The sequence below is a fragment of the Streptomyces sp. NPDC059917 genome (assembly GCF_042730635.1).
Lineage (GTDB): Bacteria > Actinomycetota > Actinomycetes > Streptomycetales > Streptomycetaceae > Streptomyces.
Window position 1 is genome coordinate 137,088 of record NZ_JBHWLC010000012.1, and the last position, 19,827, is coordinate 156,914.

A 19,827-nucleotide genomic window follows, 5' to 3' on the forward strand; every position below is an offset into this window, starting at 1 on the left:
GGGCACGCAAGCATGGACGACGCCAAGAAGCTCCGTTACTACCTGACCCGGGTCACAGCCGAGCTGAAAGAGACCCAATCGCGGCTCCAGGCCGCGGAGTCGGTGGACGGCGAGCCGATGGCGATCATCGGGATGAGCTGCCGGTTCCCCGGCGGAGTCGGCTCTCCCGAGGACCTGTGGCGGCTGCTCTCCGAAGGCGGCGACGCCATCACCGGACTGCCCACCGACCGCGGCTGGGACGCGGGATCCCTGGTGGACGTGACCGGAGAGCGCCCGGGTAGCTCGTACGTGGCGGAGGGTGGATTCCTGCACGACGCGGGGCAGTTCGACGCGGGCCTCTTCGGGATCTCGCCGCGCGAGGCGCTCGCGATGGACCCGCAGCAGCGGATCCTGCTGGAGACCTCCTGGGAGCTGTTCGAGCGCTCCGGCATCGCCCCCGATGCCCTGGTCGGCAGCAGGACCGGCGTCTTCATCGGCTCCAGCTTCCGCGACTACGGAAGCAGGCTGCCCGCGATCCCCGAAGAGGTCGAGGGCCACGCCATGACGGGCACCGCGGGCAGCGTGGCCTCGGGGCGCATCTCCTACAGCTTCGGCCTGACCGGTCCCGCCGTCACGGTGGACACGGCGTGCTCCTCCTCGCTGGTGGCGCTGCACCTCGCGATTCAGGCGCTGCGCAACGGCGAGTGCTCGATGGCGCTCGCGGGCGGGGTCGCGATCATGTCGACGCCCGACCTGTTCACGGAGTTCAGCCGGCAGCAGGGCCTGGCGCGCGACGGCCGCTGCAAGGCGTTCGCCGCGTCCGCCGACGGCATGAGCGCCGCGGAGGGAGTGGGCCTGCTGCTGGTCGAGCGGCTCTCCGACGCCCGGCGCAACGGGCAACAGGTGCTGGCCGTGATCCGTGGCTCCGCCGTCAACCAGGACGGCGCCTCCAGCGGGCTGACCGCGCCCAACGGCCCCGCGCAGCAGCGCGTGATCCGGCAGGCGCTGACGAGCGCGGGGATGAAGGCTTCCGAGGTCGACGTCGTCGAGGCGCACGGCACCGGCACCACCTTGGGCGACCCGATCGAGGCGCAGGCGCTGCTGGCGACGTACGGCCAGGACCGTCCGGAGGACCGGCCGCTGCTGCTCGGCTCGCTCAAGTCCAACATCGGCCACACGCAGGCCGCCGCGGGCGTGGCCGGTGTGATCAAGATGGTGGAGGCGATGCGGCACGGTGTCGTGCCGAAGACCCTGCACGTGGATGAGCCGACGCCGAAGGTGGACTGGTCGGCGGGTGCGGTGGAGCTGGCGACCGAGGGCCGTGCGTGGCCGCAGACGGGTCGGGCACGCCGTGCGGGCGTGTCCTCGTTCGGTGTGAGCGGTACGAACGCGCACGTGATCGTGGAGCAGGCCCCGCTGGAGGAGCCGGTCGAGGCCGCGGACGGCGAGCCGGGTCGGATCGGCGTGGTGGCCGGTGGCGGTGTGGTGCCGTGGGCGCTTTCGGCGAAGTCGGCCGCAGCCCTGCGCGAACAGGCCGTGCGGTTGCGCGAGTTCATGACCTCTTCGGCCGCGTCGCTCACGGGCGTCGGCTACTCGTTGGTGTCGTCTCGGGCGGGTCTTGAGCACCGCGCGGTGGTGCTGGGCTCGGATCGTGCGGAGCTGCTGGCCGCTCTGGACGCGGTGGCGGCGGGTGAGCCTGCTGAGGGCGTCGTGTCCGGAGTACGGGCGGACAGGGAAGACGGCGTGGTGTTCGTCTTCCCCGGTCAGGGTGCGCAGTGGGCCGGTATGGCGGTGGAGCTGCTGGATTCCTCGCCGGTGTTCGCGGAGCGGTTCGGTGAGTGTGCGGCCGCGTTGACGGCGTACGTCGACTGGGTGCCGCAGGACGTGCTGCGCGAGCGCGAGGGTGCTCCGTCCTACGACCGGGTGGACGTGGTCCAGCCGATGCTGTGGGCGGTCATGGTCTCGCTCGCGGCGGTGTGGCGCGCGCATGGGGTGGAGCCGGCGGCTGTGGTGGGCCACTCCCAGGGTGAGCTGGCGGCCGCCGTGGTGGCGGGGGTGCTGTCCCTCGAGGACGCGGCGCGGATCGTCGCGCTGCGCAGTCAGCTGATCGGGCGCGAACTGGCGGGTCAGGGCGGCATGGTGTCCGTGCCGGTCGACGAGGCCGCTGCGGAGGAGCTGATCGGGCCCTGGGCGGGCCGGATCAGTGTGGCGACGGTCAACGGTCCGCGGTCCACGGTGGTCGCCGGTGAGGCCGGGGCGCTGGACGAGCTGATGGTCGCGTGCGAGCGTGACGGCGTACGGGCCCGCCGCATTCCGGTGGACTACGGTTCGCACACTCCGCAGGTGGAGCAGCTGCGCGCGGCCCTGCTGGAGCTGGCTGCTCCGGTCGTGGCGCGGGCGGGCGACGTACCGATGTACTCGACCGTGACCGGTGACCTCCTTGGGGAGGGCGAGGCTGACGCCGAGTACTGGTTCCGCAACCTGCGGCAGCCGGTGCGGTTCGAGGCGACGGTGCGCGGGCTGATCGCGGACGGTCACGTCACGTTCCTTGAGGTCAGTGCGCATCCGGTGCTGACGTCTCCGGTCGAGGAGACCGGTGAGGCGGTGGGCGTCGAGGTGTTCGCGGGCGGCACTCTGCGCCGTGACCAGGGCGGCAGCGGTCGCTTCCTGGCCTCGCTCGGCGAGCTGTGGGTGCGCGGCGGTACGCCCGACTGGCAGGCGGTCTTCGCCGGAAGCGATGCCCGCCGGGTCGCCCTGCCGACGTACGCCTTCCAGACCGAGCACTACTGGCTGGACGGCGGGACCGGCATCGTAGGGGCGTCCGGGGCCGGGCTCTCCGCGCTCGGCCACCCCCTGCTGGCGGTCGGCATCGCCCTCGCGGACGGCAACGGCCACGTCTCGACCGGCCGCATATCCCTGCACACCCACCCCTGGCTGGCCGACCACGTGGTGATGGGCCGGGCGCTCGTGCCCGGGGCCGCCGTACTGGAGCTGATGCTGCGGGCCGGTGAGAGCGTGGGCGCCGAGCTGCTGGACGAACTCGTCCTGCACTCACCGCTGGTCGTGCCGAGCGGTGACACGGCGGTCGACCTCCAGGTCACCGTCGAGTCCCCCGACGAGCAGGGACGGCGCGCGGTGCGGCTGCACTCCCGGGCGTACCGCCCCGGGCAGGACGACGACACCGAGTGGACCTGTCACGCCGAGGGCGCGCTGATCGCCGCCCCCGTCGAAGAGCCGGCCGCGCCGGACACCGCCTGGCCGCCGGTCGGCGCGCAGGCCGTGGACATCGACGGGCTGTACGAGCGCCTGGCGGCCACGGGATACGGCTACGGGCCGGTCTTCCAGGGCATCCGCGCGGTGTGGCGGCGCGGTGAGGAGCTGTTCGCCGATGTCGTGCTGCCGGAGGGCGCCGAGCGGGATGCCGGGCGGTTCGGGGTGCACCCCGCCCTCGTCGACGCGGCGCTGCAGACGCGTCTGGTGACCCTGCTGGAAGGGCAGGGCGACCGGATGATGCCGTTCTCGTTCGCGGGCGCCCGTCTCCACGCGACCGGTGCCACGGCGGTCCGGGCCCGGCTGACGCCGATGGGCGAGGACGCCCTGTCGGTCCAGCTGACCGATCACACCGGGCTGCCGGTCCTCACCATCGAGACCCTCACCTCGCGGCCGCTGACCGCGGACGCGCTGGCAGGCCAGGGCGTCGACTCGCTCTACGAGGTCAACTGGACGCCGCTGAGCGGTGATGCGAAGCGCCCCGAGGCCGACGGATCGACCGCGATCATCGGCGAAGGGCTGCCGGGCCTCGATCTGCCACGGCACGCGGACCTCGCCGCGCTCGCCGAGAGCGTCCACGGTGGCGGCGCCGTCCCCGCGACCGTGCTCCTGCCCTGCCCGCGACCCGACGCCGACGGCGCCGCCGACGTCCCCGCCGCCGTCCGTGAACTGCTGGCCTCCGTGCTGGGTGCCGCGCAGGAGTGGCTGGCCCTGCCGGAGCTGGAGGAGGCCAGGCTCGCCGTGGTGACCCGCGGCGGCGCCGTCGTGGCCCCCGGCGAGCGGCCCGATCCGGGGCACGCGGCGGTCCAGGGCCTGGTGCGCACGGCCCACTCCGAACACCCCGACCGCTTCCTGCTGGTCGACCTGGACGACGCGCCGTCGTCCGCCGCCGCCCTGCCCGCCGCGGTCGCCGACGCCCTGGCCGCGGGCGAGAGCTCCCTGGCCGTACGTTCCGGAGCCGCGTTCGTGACCCGCCTGGGCCGGGTCACCCCGGCCAACGCCGACACCCTGGCCCTGCCCGGGGCCGAGGCCTGGGGCGTGGACCTCGACACGGGCGGCGCCCTGGACGGGCTGCGCCTGGTGGCCGCCCCGCGCGCCGCCGAGCCCCTCGGAGCCGGTCAGGTCCGCATCGCGGTGCGCGCGACCGGCGTCAACTTCCGCGACGCACTGGTGGCGTTGGGCGTCGTACCCCACACCGAGGCGTTGTTCGGTAGTGAGGGTGCGGGTGTGGTGACCGAGGTGGGCCCTGGTGTGGTGGGGTTCGCGGTGGGTGACCGGGTGATGGGGTTGTTGTCGGGTGCGTATGCGGGTCCGGTGGCGGTGGCGGATGCGCGCATGGTGGTGGCGGTGCCTGGTGGGTGGTCGTTCGCTCGGGCGGCGTCGGTGCCGGTGACGTTCTTGACGGCTTATTACGCGTTGGTCGACCTGGGTGGGTTGCGTGCGGGTGAGTCGTTGTTGGTGCATGCGGCGGCTGGTGGGGTGGGTATGGCCGCGGTGCAGTTGGCCCGGTATTTGGGGGCGGAGGTGTATGCGACGGCGAGCGAGGCCAAGTGGCCGACCGTTCGTGAGTCGGGGGTGGCTGCGGAGCGGATTGCTTCTTCGCGGAGTGTGGAGTTCGCGGATCGGTTCCTGGAGCAGAGCGGGGGTCGGGGTGTTGATGTGGTGCTCAACAGTCTGGCTCGGGAGTTCGTGGATGCTTCGTTGCGGGTGTTGCCGCGCGGGGGCCGGTTCTTGGAGATGGGCAAGACCGATATCCGTGATGCGGGTGAGGTGGCTGCCGCTCATGCGGGTGTGCGCTATCGGGCCTTTGATCTGGGGGAGGCGGGTGCTGATCGGTTGGGTGAGATGCTCGCGCATCTCGCGGAGCTTTTCGCTGGTGGGGAGCTTGTGCCGTTGCCGGTGACGGCGTGGGACACCCGTCAGGCGCCGCAGGCTTTCCGGCACATGAGTCAGGCCCGTCATGTCGGCAAGGTCGTCCTGACGAACCCGCGTCCGGGGTTGGGTGGGACGGTGTTGGTGACGGGTGGCACGGGTGTGATCGGGTCTGCGGTGGCCCGTCGGTTGGTCGTCGAGCACGGTGTGCGGGATCTTGTCCTGACCAGCCGTCAGGGCCTTGGTGCTGCGGGTGCGGGGGAGTTGGTTGCTGAGTTGGTGGCGTTGGGTGCCACGGTGCGGGTCGAGGCGTGTGATGCGGCCGATCGTGTGGCTTTGGGGGCTCTTCTGGAGGGGCTCGACGGGTTGTGCGGTGTCGTGCATGCCGCCGGTGCCTTGGATGATGGTGTGGTTTCCGCGTTGACGGCGGAGCGTCTGGATACGGTGTTGCGTCCGAAGGTGGATGCGGCGTGGAATTTGCACGAGTTGACGCGTGAGCGGGATCTCGCGTTGTTCGTGTTGTTCTCCTCTGCTGCTGGGGTTTTCGGTTCTCCTGGGCAGGGCGGGTATGCGGCGGCGAACTCCTTCCTCGATGCTTTGGCGCAGGAGCGGCGTGTTCAGGGGTTGCCGGCGCATTCGTTGGCGTGGGGGTTGTGGGCCGACCGCAGTGCGATGACGGGTGCGTTGGGCACGGCTGATCTGGACCGCATGCGCCGGGCCGGGATCAGGCCCCTCTCGACCGAGGAGGGTTTGGCTCTCTTCGACGCGGCGGTGCGTCTGCCGTACTCGTACACCGTCCCGGTCCGCCTCGACCTGGCGACACTGCGCGAGCAACGACCCCTGAACCCCCTCTTCCGCGCCCTGGTGCGCACCACGGCCAAGCGAACCGCCGCCAATACCACGGTGGTTGCCGGTGGCGGGCTGGGTGAGCGCCTTGCGGCGTTGGCTCCGGCCGACCGCGACCGTGAGCTGACGGAGCTGGTGCGGGCTCAGGCCGCGTTGGTGCTCGGCCATGGCAGTGCTGGTGCGGTGGAGGTCGACCGTGCCTTCCGTGACATGGGCTTCGATTCGCTGACGGCCGTGGAGCTGCGCAATCGGATCGGTTCCGCTACGGGGCTGCGGCTGCCGGTGACGGTGGTCTTCGACCATCCCACGCCCGCCGCCCTCGCGGCCGAAGTCGCCGTCCGGCTCGGAGTGGACGCGAGCGTCGCACCGGCGCGCGTCCTTCCGGTTGCCGCACCGGTCGTGGCTTCCGACGACGACCCGATCGTCATCATCGGCATGAGCTGCCGCTTCCCCGGCGGCGTCAGCTCGCCCGAAGACCTGTGGCAGCTGCTCACGGACGAGCGCGACGCCATGGGCGACTACCCCACCGACCGCGGCTGGGACTCCGTCGACCTGCACAACGCCGAGGCCCCGGACCTGCACTTCGCCAAGGTCGGCGGATTCCTCTACGACATGGCGGATTTCGACCCCGGATTCTTCGGAATGTCGCCCCGCGAAGCCCAGGCCACCGACCCCCAGCAGCGGCTGCTCCTCGAGGCCACCTGGGAGGCGCTGGAGCGGGCCGGTATCGACCCCGGCACCCTGCGCGCCACCCCGACCGGCATCTTCACCGGGCTGATCTACAACGACTACGCCGTACGGTTCCCCGACCTGCTCAGCGGCTACGAGGGCTACCTGGGCAACGGCAGCGCCAACAGCGTCGCCTCCGGCCGCATCGCTTACACCCTCGGCCTGGAAGGCCCCGCGATCACCGTCGACACGGCGTGCTCGTCCTCGCTGGTGGCCCTGCACCAGGCGGCACACGCCCTGCGCAGCGGCGACTGCACGCTGGCGGTCGCCGGTGGCGTCACCGTCATGTCGACCCCGCGCCCGATGGTGGAGTTCAGCCGGATCAGCGGCCTCGCGCCCGATGGCCGCTCCAAGGCGTTCGCCGCCGATGCCGACGGCATGGGCTTCGCCGAGGGCGTCGGCATGCTCGTCGTCGAGCGGTTGTCCGACGCGCGCCGCAACGGGCATCCCGTCCTCGCGGTGATCCGTGGCTCCGCGCTCAACCAGGACGGCGCGTCCAACGGCCTGACCGCGCCGAGCGGTCCCGCGCAGCAGCGCGTCATCCGCCAGGCGCTCGCCAACGCCGGACTCACCACCGCCGACGTCGACGCCGTCGAGGCGCACGGCACCGGAACCTCGCTCGGCGACCCCATCGAAGGCCAGGCCCTGCTCGCCACCTACGGCCAGGACCGCCCCGAGGACAAGCCGCTGCTGCTCGGCTCGGTGAAGTCCAACATCGGACACACCCAGGCCGCGGCCGGCGTCGCGGGCGTCATCAAGATGGTGCTCGCCCTGCGGCACGGTGTGGTGCCCAAGACGCTGCACGTGGACGAGCCCACCGCGCACATCGAGTGGGACTCGGCCGGTGTGCGGCTCGCCGACGCGAGCGTGCCGTGGCCCGAGACGGGCAGGCCGCGACGCGGGGCCGTCTCCTCCTTCGGCATCAGCGGCACCAACGCCCACGTCATCCTCGAACACACCCCGGAGCCCGCGGCCGAGACCGCCGAGGAGACCGGCGACCACCTGCCGTGGGTGATCTCCGCCAAGACCCCCGAGAGCCTGCGCGAGCAGGCACTGCGCCTGCACGCACACGTCAGCGCCGCTCCCGAGGCAGGCCTCGCCGACATCGCACGCTCGCTCCTGACCACCCGGGCGGAGTTCGAGCACCGCGCCGTCGTCATCGGCCGCGACCGCGAGGAAATGCTGCGGCGACTGGCCGCGTTCGGCCACGGCGACGAGACCCCCGGCGTGATCCAGGGCGCCGCGGCACGCGACACCAGGACCGCTTTCGTCTTCCCCGGCCAGGGCTCGCAGTGGGCGGGCATGGCCAGCGAACTCCTCGACTCATCCACGGTGTTCGCGGAGCGGTTCGGTGAGTGCGCGGCGGCCCTCGCCCCGCACATCGACTGGGCGCCGGTCGATGTCCTGCGCGAGCGCGAGGACGCTCCGTCACTGGATCGGGTGGACGTGATCCAGCCCATGCTGTGGGCGGTCATGGTCTCGCTCGCCGCCGTCTGGCGCGCGCACGGCGTCGAGCCCGCCGCCGTAGTGGGCCACTCCCAGGGCGAGTTGGCGGCCGCCGTGGTGGCGGGCGTGCTCTCCCTCGAAGACGGGGCGCGGATCATCGCGCTGCGCAGTCAGCTGATCGGACGCGAACTGGCCGGCCAGGGCGGCATGGTGTCCGTACCGGTCGACGAGGCCGCCGCGGAAGAGCTGATCGGGCCCTGGGCGGGCCGGATCAGCGTCGCCACTATCAACGGCCCGCAGTCCACGGTCGTCGCCGGTGAGGCCGAGGCGCTGGACGAGCTGATGGTCGCGTGCGAGCGCGACGGCGTACGGGCCCGCCGCATCCCGGTCGACTACGGCTCCCACACCCCGCAGGTCGAGCAGCTGCGCGCGGCCCTCCTCGATCTCGCCGCCTCCGTGACCCCGCGCCCGTCCCGGGTGCCGATGTACTCGACCGTCACCGCCGAGCTCCTCGGGGACGGGGTGGCCGACGCCGAGTACTGGTACCGCAACCTCCGCTACCCCGTCCGCTTCCAGCAGACCGCGCGGGCCCTCGCCGACGCGGGCCACGGCGTCTTCGTCGAGGTCAGCCCGCATCCGGTCCTGACCGCCGGCATCGAGGCCAGCCTCGCGGACCTCGCGAGCGCCCCCGTGGTCGCGGGCACCCTGCGGCGCGAGGACGGCGGCCGCGGCCGACTCCTGACCTCCCTCGCCGAACTGTTCGTCGCCGGCGCCCCCGTGGACTGGTCGAGCACCTTCGACGGCGGCAGGACCGTGGACCTGCCCACCTACGCGTTTCACCGGCAGCGCTACTGGTTGGACGCCCCCGCGACCGCGCAGGACACGGCGGGCTCCGGCGTCGACAGCGCCTTCTGGACGGCCGTCGACGGCGGCGACACCGCATCGCTCGCCGCCGCGCTCGGCGTGGCGGACGAATCCGTGCGCTCCTCGCTCGCCACCGTCCTGCCCGCGCTCTCCGCCTGGCACGGCAAGCAGCGCGAGGAGTCCGCCGTGGACGCCTGGCGCTACGGGATCGAATGGGCGCCGGTCCAGGACACCGAGGCCCGCCTCACCGGCACCTGGCTGCTCGTCGTGCCCGAGGAGCGCGCCGACGATCCGACGGTGTGGGCCATCGGCGCGGGCATCGAGCGCCGCGGCGGCTCCGTGCGCCAGGTCCTGCTCCCCGCGGAGCGCGCCGAGTACGCCACCACAGCGGGCGAACTCCCGTACGTGGAGGAGATATCCGTACGACTGCTCGCCGTTGAAGGACACGAGCACGCGGCCGGCATCCTCGCGCTGACCGGACGGGACGAGGACTCCCACCCGGCGCACCCGGGCGTGCCCCTCGGCTTCACCCGCACCCTCGGGCTGATCCAGGCACTGGCCACCACCACCGTCACCGCCCCCATGTGGTGCGTCACCGGCGGCGCGGTCACCACCGGCGGCGGCGCCGAACTCACCGGCCCCCGCCAGGCGATGGTGTGGGGACTCGGCCGGGTCGCGGCCCAGGAGAACCCGGACCGCTGGGGCGGCCTGATCGACCTGCCCGCCGAACCCGGGGAGCGGGACGTCGACCGGCTCTGCGCCCTGCTGACCGGCGCGACCGGCGAGGACCAGCTCGCGGTGCGCCCGTCCGGCGTCCTCGCCAGGAGGCTGGTGCGCGTGGCCGCTTCCGTGGAAGGGGACGGCTCCTGGCAGCCCCCCAAGGGCACCGTCCTGATCACCGGCGGCACCGGCGCGCTCGGCGGCCACATCGCACGACGGCTCGCCGAGCAGGGCGCCGAGCACCTGATGCTCCTGAGCCGGAGCGGCCCCGACGCCGAGGGCGTCGACGAGCTGAGCGCCGAACTGGGCGCGGCGGGCGCACGGGTGACGGTCGTGTCCTGCGACGCGGGCGACCGCGACGCGTTGGCGGCCGCCCTGGCCGGCATCCCGCAGGAGCTGCCGCTCACCGCGGTCTTCCACACCGCCGCCGCCCTGGACGACGGCCCGCTGGAGACGCTGACCCTCCCTCGCGTAGCCGCCTCGTTCCGCTCGAAGGCGGGCGCCGCGTGGAACCTCCACGAGCTGACCTCGGACATGGACCTGTCGGCCTTCGTGCTCTTCTCGTCCACGGCGGGCACCTTCGGCGCCGCGGGCCAGGGCAACTACGCCCCGGGCAACGCCTACTTGGACGCGCTGGCCTGGTACCGCAGGGCCCACGGCCAGGTGGCCACCTCCATCGGCTGGGGCGCCTGGGCCCAGGGCGGCATGGCGGAGAAGGACGCCGTCGCCGATCTGCGCCGCAGGCACGGCGTGCCGCTCATGGACCCGCAGCGCGCCACCCTCGCCATGGAGCGGGCCCTGGCGGGCGACGACACCTTCGTGGTCCTCGCCGACATCGAGTGGGACAAGTTCCAGCGCGCCTACTCCGCGGCGCGGCCCAGTCCGCTGCTGTACGGCCTCGCGGAGGTCCAGCGCCCCCAGGAGGCGGCCGCTGTCGGGGCGGGTACCGGAGGCACGGCGGGCCCCGGTCTCGCCGAGCGACTGTTCGGTCTGGCCCGCAAGGAGCAGGACCGGGTGCTGCGCGAGGCGGTCCGCACCCACGCCGCGGCCGTCCTCGGCCACGACGGGGCCGATTCGGTGTCGCTCACCCGCTCGTTCGCCGAGCTCGGTCTGGACTCGGTCACCGCGGTGGAGCTGCGCAACCGCCTCGGCGCCATGGTCGGCCACAAGCTGCCGGCCGGGCTCGTCTTCGACTATCCGACGGTCGCCGACCTCGTCTCCTATCTGCGCGACCTGTTGGTCGGCGACGAGACGTACACCAGCCCGGTGCTGGTCGAACTGGACCGACTCGACCTCGAGTTGGCCACCCTGCGCGACGACGACCCGGTCAAGGGCGAAGTGGCCGAGCGGCTGGAGAAACTACTGCGCCGGGTGAGCCCCGACTCGGTCGTCACCTCGGGCGGCAGGGCCGCGCAGAGCTGGGACCTGCAGGGGGCCTCCCATGACGAAGTGTTCGCAATGATCGATGACGAGCTGGGAGAGCCGTGATCCGGACCGGCCGGAGGCCCTGCGCCCCGCCCCTGTGACCCCACCCGGAACACGACTGCCGACCCTGTGATGCTGCTAAGGAATGGACCCGCCGCGCATGCCGAATGAAGAGAAGCTCTTCGACTACCTCAAGCGCGTGACCGCCGAGCTGAAGGAGACGAAGTCACGGCTCAAGGCCGTGGAGTCGGCCGGCAGCGAGCCGGTGGCGATCGTCGGAATGAGCTGCCACCTTCCCGGCGGCGTCGACTCGCCCGAGGACCTGTGGCGGCTGCTCTCCGAGGGCGGCGACGCCATTACGGGCCTGCCCGCCGACCGCGGCTGGGATCCCGCCTCGCTGATCGACGTGACCGGCGACCGCCCCCGCTCCTCGTACGTGGCCGAGGGCGGCTTCCTGCACGACGCGGGGGAGTTCGACGCCGCCTTCTTCGGGATCTCGCCGCGCGAGGCCCTGGCCATGGACCCGCAGCAGCGACTGCTCCTGGAGACCTCCTGGGAGCTGTTCGAGCGCGCCGGCATCGACCCCACCACGCTCCGTGGCAGCGACACCGGTGTCTTCGTGGGCTCCAGCTTCCACGGGTACGGCGACCCGGCCACCGCCCCCGAGGAGGCGCTGGGCTATCTCCTCACCGGCCGCGCCGACAGCGTCATCTCCGGCCGCATCTCCTACACCCTGGGCCTCGAAGGCCCGGCGCTCACGGTCGACACGGCGTGCTCGTCGTCGCTGGTCGCACTGCACCTGGCGATCAACGCGCTGCAGCTCGGCGAGTGCTCGATGGCGCTCGCGGGCGGCGTGATGGTCATGTCGACGCCCGAGGTCTTCGTGGGGCTCAGCAAGCAGCAGGGGCTGGCGCGGGACGGGCGCTGCAAGGCGTTCGCCGCCTCCGCCGATGGGATGAGCGCGGCGGAGGGCGTGGGCCTGCTGCTGGTGGAGCGGCTCTCGGACGCGCGCCGCAACGGCCACCAGGTCCTTGCCGTGATCCGCGGTTCGGCGGTCAACCAGGACGGCGCGTCCAACGGTCTGACCGCGCCCAACGGCCCCTCGCAGCAGCGCGTGATCCGGCAGGCCCTGGAGAGCGCCGGGCTCGTTCCCGCGCAGGTGGACGTGGTCGAGGCACATGGCACGGGTACCAAGCTGGGCGACCCGATCGAGGCGGACGCGCTGCTCGCCACGTACGGCCAGGGCCGCCCCGAGGGCGAGCCGCTGCTGCTCGGTTCGCTGAAGTCCAACATCGGTCACACGCAGGCCGCCGCGGGCGTGGCGAGCGTGATCAAGATCGTCGAGGCGATGCGGCACGGCGTGGTGCCCAAGACGCTGCACGTGGACGAGCCCACGCCGCACGTCGACTGGACCGCGGGCGCCGTGGAGCTGGTCACCGAGGAGCGTCCGTGGCCCGAGACCGGCCGCGCACGCCGTGCGGGCGTCTCGTCGTTCGGCGTGAGCGGCACGAACGCGCACGTCATCATCGAGCAGGCCCCGGGCGAGGAGAGCCCCGAGGCCGAGGCCGAGGCCGAATCCGGTCCGGCCGGCCTCGTCTCCACCGGGAACGTCGTGCCGTGGGTGCTCTCGGGCCGGTCGGCGGCCGGACTGCGCGGGCAGGCGGAGCGACTGCGCCCCTTCGTGGCCTCCTCCGGGGCTTCGATCGCCGACCTGGGCTGGTCGCTGGCGTCGTCCCGGGCGGCACTCGGACACCGGGCCGTACTGCTCGGCGCGGACCAGGAGGAACTGCTCACCGCCCTGCGGGCACTGGAGGAGGGCGAACCGGCGGCCGGTGTGGTCACGGGCGTGGCGTCGGAAGGCGCCCCGGACGTGGTCTTCGTCTTCCCGGGTCAGGGTTCGCAGTGGGCCGGTATGGCGGTCGGGCTCCTGGACTCCTCGCCGGTGTTCGCGGAGCGTTTCGAGGAGTGCGCGGCGGCCCTCGCCCCGCACATCGATTGGGCGCCGGTCGATGTCCTGCGCGAGCGCGAGGGCGCTCCGTCGCTGGATCGGGTGGACGTGGTCCAGCCGATGTTGTGGGCGGTCATGGTCTCGCTCGCCGCGGTGTGGCGCGAGTCGGGTGTCAGGCCCGCCGCCGTTGTCGGCCATTCGCAGGGTGAGTTGGCGGCCGCTGCGGTGGCGGGGGTGCTGTCGGTCGAGGACGCGGCGCGGATCGTCGCGCTGCGCAGCCAGCTGATCGGCCGGGAGCTGGCGGGTCAGGGCGGCATGGTGTCCGTGCCGGTCGACGAGGCCGCTGCGGAGGAGCTGATCGAGCCCTGGGCGGGCCGGATCAGCGTCGCCACGATCAACGGCCCGCGGTCCACGGTCGTCGCCGGTGAGGCCGGAGCGCTCGATGAGCTGATGGTCGCGTGCGAGCGCGACGGGGTACGGGCCCGTCGCATTCCGGTGGACTACGGGTCGCACACCCCGCAGGTCGAGCAATTGCGCGAGGCCCTGCTGGAGCTGGCTGCTCCGGTCGTGGCGCGCGCGGGTGACGTACCGATGTACTCGACCGTGACCGGTGACCTCCTTGCGGAGGGTCAGGCCGACGCGGAGTACTGGTTCCGTAATCTGCGGCAGCCGGTGCGGTTCCTCGACACGGTGCGGGAGCTGATCGCCGCGGGCCACACCACCTTCGTCGAGGTCAGCCCCCACCCCGTGCTGACGTCCCCGGTCGAGGAGACCGGCGAGGCCGCGGGCGTGGAGGTGCACGGGGTCGGCACGTTGCGGCGCGAGGAAGGCGGTGTCCGGCGCTTCCTCACCTCGCTGGCGGAGCTGTGGGTGCGGGGTGTGGAACCGCACTGGCAGGGCGTGTTCGCCGGCAGCGGTGCGAGCCGGGTCGGGCTGCCCACGTACGCCTTCCAGCGCCAGCACTACTGGCTGGACGGCGCGGCCGGTACCACCGAGGTGTCCGGGGCCGGTCTCTCCTCGCTCGGTCACCCGCTGCTGGCTGCCGGAATCACGCTCGCGAACGGCGAGGGCCACCTCTTCACGGGCCGCATATCCCTGCACACGCACCCCTGGCTCGCCGGTCACGCGGTGCAGGGCCGGGTCCTGGTGCCCGGGGCCGGCATGCTCGAACTCATGCTGCGCGCGGGTGAGAGCGTCGGCTGTGAAGTCCTCGACGAGCTCGTACTGCAAGCCCCGCTGGTCGTACCGACCGGCGACGCCGGGGTCGACATCCAGGTCGCCGTGGATTCCCCCGACGAGCGGGGACGGCGCGCGGCGCGGCTGCACTCCCGCACGGTCCGGCCGGGCCAGGAGGACGACGGCGCGGAGTGGGTCTGCCACGCCGAGGGGCTGCTGATCGCCGCGCCCGCCGCACGCGCCGACGAGCCGGCCGAGGCCGACACCGCCTGGCCGCCGGCCGGAGCTGAGGCCGTGGACATCGACGGGTTCTACGACCGCCTCGCGGCCACCGGCTACGGATACGGCTCGGTCTTCCAGGGCGTACGGGCGGTGTGGCGGCGCGGTGAGGAGCTGTTCGCCGATGTCGTGCTGCCGGAGGGTGCCGAGCGGGATGCCGGGCGGTTCGGGGTGCACCCCGCGCTGGTCGATGCCGCGCTGCAGACGGGTCTGGTGACCCTGCTGGAGGACGGCGGCGAACGGATGATGCCGTTCTCGTACGCCGGGGTTCGCCTCCACGCGACCGGTGCCACCGCGGCACGGGTCCGGCTGACGCCCACGGGCGCCGACTCGCTCGCGGTACGGCTGACCGATGGCACCGGCCTGCCGGTGCTCACCATCGACACGCTCACCTCGCGCCCGCTCACCGCCGACACGTTCTCCGGCCAGAGCGTCGACTCGCTGTACGAGATCAACTGGGCTCTGCTGAGCGGCGGTTCGAGTGACCTCGCCGGTGTTCCCGGGTCCGCCGTGGTCCTGGGCGAGGGTCTGGCGGAGCTCGATCTGCCGCGTTACGAGGACCTCGCCGCGCTCGCCGAGAGCGTCCGCGGCGGCGGCGCGGTCCCCGCGACCGTGCTCCTGCCCTGCCCGCGGACCGCGGCCGGGGACCCCGCCACCGCCGTCCGCACGCTGCTCGCCTCCGTGCTCGCCACCGTCCAGGAATGGATCGGTCTCGCGGAGCTGGAAGAGGCGCGCCTCGCGGTGGTGACCCGAGCGGGCGCCGCCGTGGCACCCGGCGAGCGGCCCGAACCCGGACAGGCCGCGGTGCGGGGCCTGCTCCGCACGGCGTCCTCCGAGCATCCGGGCCGATTCCTCCTGGCCGACCTGGACGGGGCCCCGGAGTCCGCGGCGGCCCTGCCCGCCGCGCTCGCCGACGCGGCGGCCGCTGACGAGTCCGCCCTCGCGCTGCGTTCCGGAGCGGTGCTCGTGCCCCGGCTCGGCCGGGTCTCCACCACCGACGCCGACACCCTCGCCGTGCCCGACGCGGACGCCTGGGGCGTGGAGCTGGACACGGGCGGCGCCCTGGACGGGCTGCGCCTGGTGGCCGCCCCGCGCGCCGCCGAGCCCCTCGGAGCCGGTGAGGTACGGATCTCCGTACGTGCCACCGGCGTCAACTTCCGTGACGTACTCGTGTCGTTGGGCGTCGTGGCCAAGACGGCCGGGCTGCCGAGCGATGGCGCCGGTGCCGTCGACGAGACGGAGGCGTTGTTCGGTAGTGAGGGTGCGGGTGTGGTGACCGAGGTGGGCCCTGGTGTGGTGGGGTTCGCGGTGGGTGACCGGGTGATGGGGTTGTTGTCGGGTGCGTATGCGGGTCCGGTGGCGGTGGCGGATGCGCGCATGGTGGTTCCGGTGCCTGGTGGGTGGTCGTTCGCTCGGGCGGCGTCGGTGCCGGTGACGTTCTTGACGGCTTATTACGCGTTGGTCGACCTGGGTGGGTTGCGTGCGGGTGAGTCGTTGTTGGTGCATGCGGCGGCTGGTGGGGTGGGTATGGCCGCGGTGCAGTTGGCGCGGTATTTGGGGGCGGAGGTGTATGCGACGGCGAGCGAGGCCAAGTGGCCGACCGTTCGTGGGTCGGGGGTTGCTGCGGAGCGGCTTGCTTCTTCGCGGAGTGTGGAGTTCGCGGATCGGTTCCTGGAGCAGAGCGGGGGTCGGGGTGTTGATGTGGTGCTCAACAGTCTGGCTCGGGAGTTCGTGGATGCTTCGTTGCGGGTGTTGCCGCGCGGGGGCCGGTTCTTGGAGATGGGCAAGACCGATATCCGTGATGCGGGTGAGGTGGCTGCCGCTCATGCGGGTGTGCGTTATCGGGCCTTTGATCTGGGGGAGGCGGGTGCTGATCGGTTGGGGGAGATGCTCGCGCATCTCGCGGAGCTTTTTGCTGGTGGGGAGCTTGTGCCGTTGCCGGTGACGGCGTGGGACACCCGTCAGGCGCCGCAGGCTTTCCGGCACATGAGTCAGGCCCGTCATGTCGGCAAGGTCGTCCTGACGAACCCGCGTTCGGGGTTGAGTGGGACGGTGTTGGTGACGGGTGGCACGGGTGTGATCGGGTCTGCGGTGGCCCGTCGGTTGGTCGTCGAGCACGGTGTGCGGGATCTTGTCCTGACCAGCCGCCAGGGTCTCGACGCGTCGGGTGCGGGGGAGTTGGTTGCTGAGTTGGTGGCGTTGGGTGCCACGGTGCGGGTCGAGGCGTGTGATGCGGCCGATCGTGTGGCTTTGGGGGCTCTTCTGGAGGGGCTCGACGGGTTGTGCGGTGTCGTGCACGCGGCCGGTGCCTTGGATGATGGTGTGGTTTCCGCGTTGACGGCGGAGCGTCTGGATACGGTGTTGCGTCCGAAGGTGGATGCGGCGTGGAATTTGCACGAGTTGACGCGTGAGCGGGATCTCGCGTTGTTCGTGTTGTTCTCGTCTGCTGCTGGGGTTTTCGGTTCTCCTGGGCAGGGCGGGTATGCGGCGGCGAATTCCTTCCTCGATGCTTTGGCGCAGGAGCGGCGTGTTCAGGGGTTGCCGGCGCATTCGTTGGCGTGGGGGTTGTGGGCCGACCGCAGTGCGATGACGGGTGCGTTGGGCACGGCCGATCTGGACCGCATGCGCAGGGCCGGGATACGTCCGTTGGCTACCGAGGAGGGTCTGGCTCTCTTCGACGCGGCGGTGCGTCTGCCGTACTCGTACACCGTCCCGGTCCGCCTCGACCTGGCGACACTGCGCGAGCAACGCCCCCTGAACCCCCTCTTCCGCGCCCTGGTGCGCACCACGGCCAAGCGAACCGCCGCCAATGCCACGGTGGTTGCCGGTGGCGGGCTGGGTGAGCGCCTTGCGGCGTTGGCTCCGGCCGACCGTGATCGTGAGCTGACGGAGCTGGTGCGGGCTCAGGCCGCGTTGGTGCTCGGCCATGGCAGTGCTGGTGCGGTGGAGGTCGACCGTGCTTTCCGTGATATGGGCTTCGATTCGCTGACGGCCGTGGAGCTGCGTAACCGGATCGGTTCCGCTACGGGGCTGCGGCTGCCGGTGACGGTGGTCTTCGACCATCCCACGCCCGCCGCCCTCGCGGCCGAAGTCGCCGTCCGGCTCGGAGTGGACGCGAGCGTCGCACCTGCGCGCGTTCTTCCGGTTGCCGCACCGGTCGTGGCTTCCGACGACGACCCGATCGTCATCATCGGCATGAGCTGCCGCTTCCCCGGTGGCGTCAGCTCGCCCGAGGACCTGTGGCAGCTGCTCGCTGACGAACGCGACGCCATGGGCGACTTCCCCACCGACCGCGGCTGGGATGCGGACGCCGTGTTCGACCCGGACCCGGCCGGTGTGGGCAGCTCCTACTCCCGTACCGCCGGATTCATCGACGGCGTCGCGGACTTCGACGCGGAGTTCTTCGGGATCTCGCCGCGCGAGGCCCTGGCCATGGACCCGCAGCAGCGGCTGCTCCTCGAGGCGACCTGGGAGGCGCTGGAGCGGGCCGGTATCGACCCCGGCACCCTGCGCTCCACCCCGACCGGCATCTTCATCGGCGGCGCCGTTTCCGGTTACAGCACCGACCTCTTCACCACGGAGGACGGTCTCGACGGCCACCTGCTCACCGGCAACGCGGCCAGCGTGGCCTCCGGCCGCGTCTCCTACACCTTCGGGTTCGAGGGTCCCGCGGTGACGGTGGACACGGCGTGCTCGTCGTCGCTGGTGGCGCTGCACCAGGCGGTGCAGGCGCTGCGGCAGGGCGAGTGCACCCTGGCCGTGGCCGGTGGCGTCGCCGTCATGCCCACGCCCCGGCTCCTCGTCTCCTTCAGCAGGCAGCGCGGACTGTCCCAGGACGGCCGCTGCAAGGCGTTCTCCGCGGACGCGGACGGGACCGGCTTCTCCGAGGGCGTGGGCCTGCTCCTGGTGGAGCGGCTGTCGGACGCGCGCCGCAACGGGCACGAGGTCCTCGCCGTGGTGCGCGGCTCCGCGCTCAACCAGGACGGTGCGTCCAACGGCCTGACCGCGCCGAGCGGTCCCGCGCAGCAGCGCGTCATCCGCCAGGCGCTCGCCAACGCCGGACTCACCACCGCCGACGTCGACGCCGTAGAGGCACACGGCACCGGCACCTCGCTCGGCGACCCCATCGAGGCCCAGGCGCTGCTTGAGACCTACGGCCAGGACCGCCCCGAGGACAGGCCCCTGCTGCTCGGCTCGGTGAAGTCCAACATCGGTCACACCCAGGCCGCGGCCGGCGTCGCGGGCGTCATCAAGATGGTCGAGGCGATGCGGCACGGAGTCGTGCCCCGGTCATTGCACGTGGATGAGCCGACGCCGCATGTGGACTGGGCTTCAGGCGCGGTGGAGTTGGTCACGGAGAGTCGTGCGTGGCCGGAGACGGGGCGTCCGCGTCGGGCGGCCGTGTCCTCGTTCGGTATCAGCGGGACGAACGCGCATGTGGTGCTGGAGCAGGCTCCGGCCGATCAGGTGGTGTCCGTGGACGTGTCTCCGGTCGAGCCGTCGGTCGAGTCGTCGGTGGAATCCTCGGGTGTCGTCGTGCCCTGGGTGTTGTCGGCGCGTTCGGCTGCCGGGTTGCGTGGGCAGGCGGCGCGGTTGCGGGAGTCCGTGGCCGTGGAGCGGGCGTCCGACATGGACGTCGCCTGGTCGCTGCTCTCCGCACGCTCCGCCATGGAGCACCGCGCCGTCGTGCTCGGTGGGAACCGCGCCGAATTCCTGGCGGGCCTGGAGGCCCTGGCCGCCGGAGAGCCGGCCGGGAACGTCGTCCGCGACGTCACCGCGGGCACCCGTCGCTTGGCCCTGGTGTTCTCGGGTCAGGGGTCTCAGCGGATCGGCATGGGGCGTGAGTTGGTGTCTTTGCCGGTGTTCGGTGAGGTGTTCGAGGAGGTGTGTGGTGCTTTTGACGGGTTGTTGGAGGTGCCGTTGCGTGAGGTGTTGTGGGCTGAGGAGGGTTCTGCTGTTGCGGCGTTGATCGATGAGACGGTGTATACGCAGACGGGCTTGTTTGCTTTTGAGGTGGCGCTGTTCCGGTTGTTGGAGCGGTGTGGGGTGCGTCCTGATGTGGTGATGGGTCATTCGGTGGGTGAGTTGGTTGCGGCGTATGTGGCGGGTGTGTGGTCGCTTGAGGATGCGGTGCGGGTGGTGGCTGCTCGTGGTCGTTTGATGCAGGCGTTGCCCGCGGGTGGGGTGATGGCGTCGTTGGAGGCGTCGGAGGAGCAGGTGGTGGGGTGGATCGCTGGGGCCGGGGTGGGTGGTTCGGTGTCGGTGGGTGCGGT

The 19,827-nt window shown here is 72.1% G+C and carries 1 protein-coding gene and 1 pseudogene; both read left to right on the top strand.

The annotated features are described in order from the left end of the window. Window positions 1–105 precede the first annotated feature (105 nt). Window positions 106–11,214: pseudogene (locus tag ACFWAR_RS10240) on the top strand (type I polyketide synthase); the annotation flags it as partial. A 136-nt stretch (window positions 11,215–11,350) separates the two neighbouring features. Continuing rightward, window positions 11,351–19,827 (top strand): SDR family NAD(P)-dependent oxidoreductase (locus tag ACFWAR_RS10245; protein ID WP_385775125.1); only part of this gene is annotated, 8,477 nt, incomplete at its 3' end.